The 5,628-nt window shown below is 39.9% G+C and carries 6 protein-coding genes and 1 pseudogene; 2 read left to right on the forward strand and 5 right to left on the reverse strand.

Annotated elements, in window-relative coordinates; translation table 11 throughout:
- Window positions 1-411: 411 nt before the first annotated feature.
- The 3 genes from serS to BN1206_RS07610 form a co-directional block, all read right to left on the reverse strand.
- Complete coding sequence (gene serS / locus BN1206_RS07600) at window positions 412-1,719, reverse strand: serine--tRNA ligase (protein ID WP_013438510.1); 1,308 nt, start codon at window positions 1,717-1,719, stop codon at window positions 412-414.
- Between the two features lie 224 nt (window positions 1,720-1,943).
- Window positions 1,944-2,495 (reverse strand): GNAT family N-acetyltransferase, encoded by a 552-nt coding sequence (locus BN1206_RS07605; RefSeq protein ID WP_013642368.1) that lies wholly within the window; start codon window positions 2,493-2,495, stop codon window positions 1,944-1,946.
- Window positions 2,495-3,103: a TVP38/TMEM64 family protein gene (locus BN1206_RS07610; RefSeq protein WP_013438512.1), complete on the reverse strand. Its 609-nt coding sequence runs from the start codon at window positions 3,101-3,103 to the stop codon at window positions 2,495-2,497. The genes BN1206_RS07605 and BN1206_RS07610 overlap by 1 nt, the downstream gene beginning before the upstream one ends.
- Before the next feature lie 169 nt (window positions 3,104-3,272).
- Here BN1206_RS07610 and BN1206_RS07615 point away from each other — a divergent pair, with 169 nt between their 5' ends.
- Window positions 3,273-4,067, forward strand: coding sequence for an alpha/beta hydrolase (locus tag BN1206_RS07615; RefSeq protein WP_052543171.1), 795 nt, complete (start codon window positions 3,273-3,275; stop codon window positions 4,065-4,067).
- A 2-nt stretch (window positions 4,068-4,069) separates the two neighbouring features.
- Window positions 4,070-4,927, forward strand: a complete 858-nt coding sequence (locus tag BN1206_RS07620; protein ID WP_014566110.1) for a helix-turn-helix domain-containing protein — start codon at window positions 4,070-4,072, stop codon at window positions 4,925-4,927.
- Window positions 4,928-4,963: 36 nt separating this feature from the next.
- On the opposite strand, the gene BN1206_RS07625 is transcribed toward BN1206_RS07620, so the two are convergent.
- Together BN1206_RS07625 and BN1206_RS09805 are read right to left on the reverse strand one after the other, a co-directional pair.
- Window positions 4,964-5,467 carry a nucleoside 2-deoxyribosyltransferase gene (locus BN1206_RS07625; RefSeq protein ID WP_013438515.1) on the reverse strand — a complete coding sequence of 168 codons (504 nt, stop codon included), beginning with the start codon at window positions 5,465-5,467 and terminating at the stop codon, window positions 4,964-4,966.
- A gap of 46 nt (window positions 5,468-5,513) precedes the next feature.
- Window positions 5,514-5,628: pseudogene (locus BN1206_RS09805) on the reverse strand (IS982 family transposase); the annotation flags it as partial.

The raw sequence follows: 5,628 nt of genomic DNA on the forward strand, positions 1-5,628 counted from the left end.
TTCATCTCTTGCTTGACGACATTTAAATATGTTACCAGCTTCTTCTCCCTTTTGCAAGTACTTTTTTCATTTTATTGATTTTTCCTTTGCTCAGGCTTCTTATTCAAGCTGTGCCGCATCTCTCGAAACGACTTTATTAATTTACCCTATTTCTGCTCTTCTTGCAAGTTTGCCCCTTCGTTCGCTTTACTTATGAAACGCGTGGTTTAGTTGTAACCACTTCTAAAATTGTGTCCCTCATTCGACAATCATTTTCTTAACACTAAAAGTTTAACGCAACTAATCGTTCGAAATTTGCTTAAAATTCACTTATTCTTCGTCAAAAAATTTTTTAAAACTTTTTTATTTATCAAAAAGCAAAAAAAGACACCCGCTTTTTACAGCGAACGTCTTCTTATTAAATCTATTTAATTAGATTAAACTTGATTCCTTAGTGATCTTCTTCATACCGTTCATGTATGGAACAAGTACATCTGGAACAGTTACTGAACCGTCTTCGTTTTGGTAGTTTTCCAAAATTGCGGCTACACAACGACCAACTGCCAAACCTGAACCGTTCAAAGTGTGAGCCAAGTGAAGCTTGCCGTCTTCGTCACGGTAACGAATTTGTGCGCGACGTGCTTGGAAGTCAGTACAGTTTGAACAACTTGAAATTTCACGGTACTTGTCTTGTGCAGGCATCCAAACTTCAAGGTCGTAAGTCTTAGCACTAGTGAAACTTGCATCCCCAGTTGACAAAGCAACTACGTGGTATGGCAAGCCTAACTTTTGCAATAAGTGTTCTGCGTTGTGAGTCAACTTTTCAAGTTCATCCCATGATTCGTCTGGCTTACATACCTTAACCATTTCAACCTTACGGAATTCGTGCATTCTAATTAAACCACGAGTATCACGACCAGCTGAACCTGCTTCACTTCTGAATGCTGGTGATAAAGCAGTTACGTTAATTGGGAGCTTGTCGCCGTGGATAATTTCATTTCTGAAGTAGTTTACCAAAGGAACTTCGGCAGTTGGAATCAAAGTTAAGTCACGTGGCTTATCTGGATCGTCGTTATCAACGATAGTATAAACGTCTTCGTGGAACTTAGGGAATTGACCAGTACCTTGCATTGAAGCATCGTTTACCAAGTAAGGTGGGATAACTTCGGTGTAGCCATCCTTGGTGTTTTCATCAAGGAAGAAGTTGAATACGGCACGTTCCAAAAGTGCACCTGCACCAATGTAGTAAACAAAACGTGCACCTGAAACCTTAGCAGCACGGTCCCAGTCCAAAATACCCAAATCAGTACCGATGTCCCAGTGAGCCTTTGGCTTAAAGTCAAACTTAGTTGGTTCTTCCCACTTACGAACTTCTTCGTTGTAGCTGTCGTCTGGTCCAACTGGGTCTGAGTCTGCTGGGAAGTTAGGCAATCTAAGCAAAATGTAGTTTTGCTTTTCAGTTAATTCATCAACTTCTTTATCTAAGTCCTTGATTTCCTTACCTACTTCACGCATAGCAGCTATGGCATCGCTAGCGTCTTCCTTGTTACGCTTCTTTTCAGCAATTTGCTTTGAAACATCGTTACGCTTAGCCTTTAATTGTTCACTCTTAGTCAAATCCTTACGACGCTTAGTGTCGATTTCAACTAATTCGTCCAATTCTTCTGGCTTAATGCCACGTGTAGCAAGCTTCTTCTTTGACCAATCAAGATTCTCACGAATCACTTTAATATCAAGCATATAAAACCTCCATGCATAAAAAAGAGCCGATTATCCCTATCTTTGGGACGAATCGGCTCTTACACGGTTTCGCGGTACCACCCATCTTCAGTCTAAAATAGACTGCACCTCTTTAACAGGCGAATAACGACGCCAAACCGTGCAACTATTAATTGCCCACCTTACTGAAATCTGGAAACGACTATTCATTCACTCGCACCAACCGTGAACTCTCTGAAGCAGTCTTAGGATTTCGTGTTTGCGTCTATTTTAAGCCATTCTTCTTTTTTGAGCAAATAATATTTTTCTTTAAAAGAAAAAAGTGCACTAACTTGGCTGTAATCGACGGTATAAACGTAGTGAAAACCTAATCTCTGCAACAGTTTTTGCGACTTTTCATTATTGGCAAAGGTGCCAGCCCAGATTTCCGTTTGTCTTTTATGTTTAAAAGCATAGGCCAAAATTAAATGGACCGCTTCGTTCATATAGCCATGGCCTTCAAAAGTTTGATCCAGTAAAAAGCCTATTTCTTTTGTCTTTAATAAACCACTCTGCTCGTCCATGCCGCGCTCATATAATTCGATTAAACCAATCGTTTCATCACTATTACGCAGACAGATGACATAGCTTTCGGGTCTAGTCATATATTGATGCACGCTCTTTACCGCTTGATCCATATTTTCGATCTTTTCAAAACCGGCCATGTCATGATAGCGCGCGTTTTGTCCCCATCTTAGTAAAAGAGGTGCATCCCCTTCTTCAAATCGTCTTAAATATATTCTCTTTGATTCAAGCATCAGTTACCCATCAACTTCAACAGCCATCTTGCACCATATTGCAGACCAAAGCTGTAGGCCGCAATTGTCCAAGGCTTACACAAAATAATAATCCAGAAATACGTAGAAAACTTCATCTTGGTTAAACCAGCCAGTAAGCAAAGCACATCATCGGGTGCCGCCGGCGCCAAGATACACAGCGCGAAGAACCAGTTGAATTTCTTTTGATTCTTCGTCCACTTCATATATTTATCTAGCGTTTCTTCAGAGACAATATGTAAAATAAATGGTTGCCCGTAATGTCTGGCTAAGAAAAAGTTGATAATTGAACCAATGCAAATGCCGACGTAATTATAGATAAAACCGGCAATCGGTCCGAAAAATACCACACCGCCGAGAAGCGAAACGCCCCCGGGTATAATCGGTACAACTACCTGTACTATTTGAATCAGTACAAAAATGATCGGACCAACAATTTGTTTATTAGCTAAATAAGCCCGCATTTTTGCTTGATCAGTAAAAATGCCTAGCCGATACCAATAGATCACTAGCAAAATAATGATTATTCCACAAACCACTGTAGCAATGTTAATTAGTTTGCGACTTGCTTTAGCTGATAAATGTTGCATTTTTTCGCCTTCCCTCATAGGACTAGTACGTCAATTTTATCAAAAATAACACTATTTAACCGATTTTTCACCTTATTGTAGAAAAACTAAAAATATTCTTATTAATTTCTTCTGTTCCTATAGTTAATATATAATAAGCGATGAAAGATCTAAGAAAGGAATGCATTTCATGGTTGTAATAAAAAATAATGTTATCTACGACACAAATAAGAAATTAGGGGCCGATGTTTACTACCCCAATAATACAACTTCTAAGACCAAAATCTTAATCTTTTGGCATGGTGGTGGCTGGTTCCGTGGCAACAAGGAAAGCGTTAAGAGCGTCGGCGTTGATTTAGCTAATGCCGGTTTTATGACTTTCATTCCTGAATATAGCCTCGCTCCTGCAACACATTTTCCAGCTGCACATGAAGATGCATTGCATTTTGTCGAATGGCTTTTAAAATCTGATTACACTGATCAAGACGATCTCAAGAATATCGTGCAAATCGGGGCCAGCGTTGGCGGAACAATGGCGTTATACGTTGCCGGCAAATATGGTTTTCCAACGGTAACTTGGTCTGCACCAGTTGAGTATTCAAACTGGATCAAAGAACACCAAGACGTTAAGGCATCCCCAGCAGCCGCAAAAGACTTGGGCATCACTGATCCTGAACAAATCAGACAGTCCTTCTACAAGTACTTTACTTTAACTTATACCGGCACTGAAGACCCAAAGGTTTTAGCTAAACTTGATGCAAAATCATACGACTTAAGCAAATTAGACAAAGTAATGATGATCAATTCAGCAGGCGAACTGACCCCACTTGATTCAGTTCTCGACTTCGTCAACTTTTTAGCTAAACAAAATCACGGTGTGCAACTACTCGTCATTCCAGGACATGGTCATGCAATGGACTACGGCAACGACTACATCGATGAATCACTCGACTTTTTATTCCAAACAATTAAGAGACAAAAATAATTATGATCAATATAGAAAAATTCGTACAAATTCGTAAAGACCAAAAGCTTTCACAAACCGACCTCTGTCATGGTATTTGTACGCAATCTACTTTAAGTAAATTCGAAAATAATGGTCAGGTACCGTCTTTTAAAATTTTGAAGCAGCTCTGCGATCGGTTAAACATCGAAGTTGGCGATATTATGACCAGTAGCGATGAAAAGAAAGTCGCACGCTTGCTATTTGAAGCTGATTTTTCATTTATCAATTTCGACTACGCCAAGATTTTGAACATTTTATCGCAGATCAATCCGCAAAATCTTAAGCGGGATGAAGATAAAGTACACTACCACTTTTTGCGCGGTCAATATGCACTGAAAAGCGATCGTAACCAAATGAGTGCACTATTTTACTTCAACAACATTTTGACAACGGATAATTTGCCGAAAAACGACATTTACCGTCTGCTCGCTTTAAACGGCTGTAGTCAAATCTACGCTAAGCAAGGCGAAACCGAAAAGGCACAGCACTACTACGATCAGATCCTGAAAAGCATTATGGACGTTGATATTACCAATGTTTTAACCACGATGCACATCTTGGCTATCTTATGCGATGCCGGTGAATTCTACGGCGAACGCAAGATGTACAAAGAATCGAATTCCTTGCTTCGCTACGGCTACAAGATTGGGATCGAGCAACACGCTATCTTCTATATGGCCCGCATCCTTTTGCGCCAAGGCATAAACGATATGGAACAGGCTAAGAAAAAGGAGATCACGAGTCAGCACCTGCATGACGCCTGTGCTTTTGCAAGAATCAACAGAAACCGGATCACGCTAGAAAAGGCGCGGAAACTACTTAAACAATTGAATGCATAAAGAAATACCCGAGGAATTATTCCCCGGGTATTTTTGTTAGATGATCTTGTAACCAACAACTGGATTAGCAGGTGTGGTGTTGAAATCATAAGTAGCTAATTTTTCAAAATCAGTGTTACCGTCAATGATTGTCGTTACGCCTTGTGCCAGCATCAAGTTCATTTCTTTTTCTTTATTTGGATCATTAGTGAATGGTACCAAAATTACTGGCTTGTGGAGTGCACGCATAAAGCCGATTTCAAAGGCACTACCATCATCAATGTTGTCCATGTCGTATAAAAAGACGCCGCAGCTTGCGTTAACCAAACCGGTGATATCGTTGTTGTATGTCGCAAGACGCCAAGTCATGCTACGGATGCCGCCGATTTCTGGATTCTTTTCTTCTGGATCAACGAAGTTTTGGTCAAATGGAAAATGAACTCTCACAACAGTTGGGTTCTTTTCGAGTAATGCCATTGCCTTCTTAACACGTGCGCGTTGGTCGTCATTGTAAAAAGGCGTACCCAAATAAATAGTTGCGGTGGAAACTTGCTTAGTCATAAAAATCCCCCATGATTTTCAATTCATTAATTACATACGCGTGGTGCTAGTTAAATCGTTCTAGACAATATGCCATATTATAAGCTAAAATGGCAACTTCGAGTCTCTCTTGAAAACCTGCTAAACTTCTAGCTCGATTATTTTCAGCGTTGTAGTAAGAC

Origin of the sequence: Lactobacillus sp. OTU4228, from assembly GCF_001006945.1 — a bacterium.
GTDB classification, from domain to species: Bacteria; Bacillota; Bacilli; order Lactobacillales; family Lactobacillaceae; genus Lactobacillus; species Lactobacillus amylovorus.